This window comes from Palaeococcus ferrophilus DSM 13482, from assembly GCF_000966265.1.
In the GTDB taxonomy this organism is placed as follows: Archaea; Methanobacteriota_B; Thermococci; order Thermococcales; family Thermococcaceae; genus Palaeococcus; species Palaeococcus ferrophilus.
Genome location: NZ_LANF01000022.1, coordinates 1 through 2,599, shown reverse-complemented (window position 1 = coordinate 2,599; position 2,599 = coordinate 1). Strand labels below are relative to the sequence as shown.

Genomic DNA, 2,599 nt, shown 5'->3' with positions numbered 1-2,599 from the left:
GAACTAGTACCGTGAGGGAAAGCTGAAAAGCACCCCTGGCAGGGGGTGAAAAGAGCCTGAAACCAGGCGGTGATAGTTGGGTGCGGCTCGAAAGGGTCGAGTCTCCCCGAAGGAAAACCCTGTGAGGGGTGAGTACGAGGGGAGAGGACCGGAGTCGCACCGTCCGTCTTGAAACACGGGGCAGGGAGTTCATCCGAGCGGCGAGGTTAAGGGGTGGAACCCCGGAGCCGTAGGGAAACCGACAGGTCCGCACCGTTTGGGAGGGACGGGGTGTGAAAGCGCCTGGAGTCGCTCGGATGAGACCCGAAGCCGGTCGATCTAGCCCGGGGCAGGGTGAAGTCCCTCACCAGAGGGATGGAGGCCCGTTAGGGGTGCTGATGTGCAATTCGCTCCCGTGACCTCGGGCTAGGGGTGAAAGGCCAATCGAGGCCGGAGATAGCTGGTTCCCCCCGAATTATCCCGTAGGATAGCCCGGGGCGAGGTTGGTGGTGGGGTAGAGCACTGATTGGGTGTTTAGGGGGCGAGAGCCCTCGGCACCCTGTCAAACTCCGAACCTACCACCGCCGTAGACCCCCGGAGTAGGGTGACGGTGTAAGCCGTTGGCCGAAAGGGAAAGAACCCAACCCGGGGTTAAGGCCCCTAAGTGCCGGCTAAGTATGACCTAAAGGGTGTCCTTGGCCTTAGACAGCGGGGAGGTAGGCTTAGAAGCAGCCATCCTTTAAAGAGTGCGTAACAGCTCACCCGTCGAGGTCAGGGGCCCCGAAAATGGACGGGGTTCAAGCCGGCCGCCGATACCCCGGCGGGCGGAGTGTTTGCTCCGTCATCGGGTAGGGGGGCGTACCGGTGGGGTGGAAGGCGGGCTGTGAAGTCCGCTGGACCCGTCGGTATTGTGGATCCTGCCGGGAGTAGCAGCATAGCCGGGTGAGAATCCCGGCCGCCGTAGGGGCAAGGGTTCCACGGCAATGTTCGTCAGCCGTGGGTTAGTCGGTCCTAACCCGGCCCTTAACTTGGTGCTGGGGAAAGGGAAACGGGTTTATAATCCCGTACCGCGGTGGTAGGTGCGGTAACGCAAGCCCGGAGGGTGACGCCTCGGGGTAGGTGGACGTAAGCTAAGCGTTCAAGCCCGGGGAGTACTGTAATAGTGAGAACCGGGTGAAGGCGTGATGGGCCTCCCGTTAGGGGGGTTCTGCCGATCCCTGGGGCCCGTGAAAAGCCTTCCGGGAGCGATCCACCGCGACCGTACCGAGAACCGACACTGGTGCCCCTGGGTGAGAAGCCTAAGGCGTGTCGGGGGTAACCCAGCCGAGGGAACTCGGCAAATTGGCCCTGTAACTTCGGGAGAAGGGGTGCCTGCGGTTGTGTAAACCGCAGGTCGCAGTGACTAGGGGGGCCCGACTGTTTAGTAAAAACACAGGTCCCAGCTAGCCCGAAAGGGTTTGTACTGGGGCCGACGCCTGCCCAGTGCCGGTACGTGAAGCCCGGGTTCAACCGGGTGAAGCGCCGGTAAACGGCGGGGGTAACTATAACCCTCTTAAGGTAGCGAAATTCCTTGTCGGTTAAATGCCGACCTGCATGAATGGCGTAACGAGGTCCCCACTGTCCCCGGCTGGGGCCCGGCGAAACCACTGCCTGGCCGCGTATGCCAGGGACCCCCGGACGGAAGCGAAGACCCCATGGAGCTTTACTGCAGCCTGCCGTTGCTGTACGGTTGGGGGTGCGCAGTGTAGGCGGGAGGCGTCGAAGCCCGTCCTCCGGGGCGGGTGGAGCCGGTCATGAGACACCGCCCACTCTCAACCGTACAGCTAACCCTCGTTGGGGGGACAGCGGTAGGTGGGCAGTTTGGCTGGGGCGGCACACCTCCGAAAGGGTATCGGAGGTGCCCTAAGGTCGGCTCAGGCGGGTCAGGAATCCGCCGTAGAGTGTAAGGGCAAAAGCCGGCTTGACTGGACTCGTAACAGAGGCGGGTCCAGCCGCGAAAGCGTGGCCTAACGAACCCCAGAGCCTCCCCGGTGGGGGCCTGGGATGACAGAAAAGCTACCCTGGGGATAACAGAGTCGTCTCGGGCGAGAGCCCATATCGACCCCGAGGCTTGCTACCTCGCTGTCGGCTCTTCCCATCCTGGTCCTGCAGCAGGGGCCAAGGGTGGGGGTGTTCACCCATTAAAGGGGAACGTGAGCTGGGTTTAGACCGTCGTGAGACAGGTCGGATGCTATCCTCCGGGGGTGTTGGCCGCTTGAGGGGAAGGTGCCCTTAGTACGAGAGGAACAGGGTGCCGCGGCCTCTTGTCTACCGGTTGTCCGTGTAGGGCAGTGCCGGGCAGCTACGCCGTGTCCGATAAGGCCTGAAAGCATCTAAGGCCGAAGCGGTCCCCGAAAATAAGCGGCCGTTCCCTGGGTGTGGGTTTGGGTGACCGGCCCGTTGCCAGGGACGAGGGCGCCCGTAGAAGACGGGTTTAGGGGCGGGGGTGTGAGCGGGAAGGGTTTCCGACCCGTTTAGCCTGCCGTTCCCTGTTGCCCGAGGTCTTACCCTGAATTGGGGGTTGGGCGGTTTGATTGGTTGGCTTGCCTGTGCGCGGTCCCCAACAATTCTTACAACTTAA

At 62.4% G+C, this 2,599-nt stretch carries 1 rRNA gene; it reads left to right on the top strand.

Going from position 1 to position 2,599, the window contains the following annotated elements:
• A 23S ribosomal RNA gene (locus PFER_RS11785) occupies positions 1–2,530 on the top strand; the annotation flags it as partial.
• Positions 2,531–2,599: the final 69 nt, after the last annotated feature.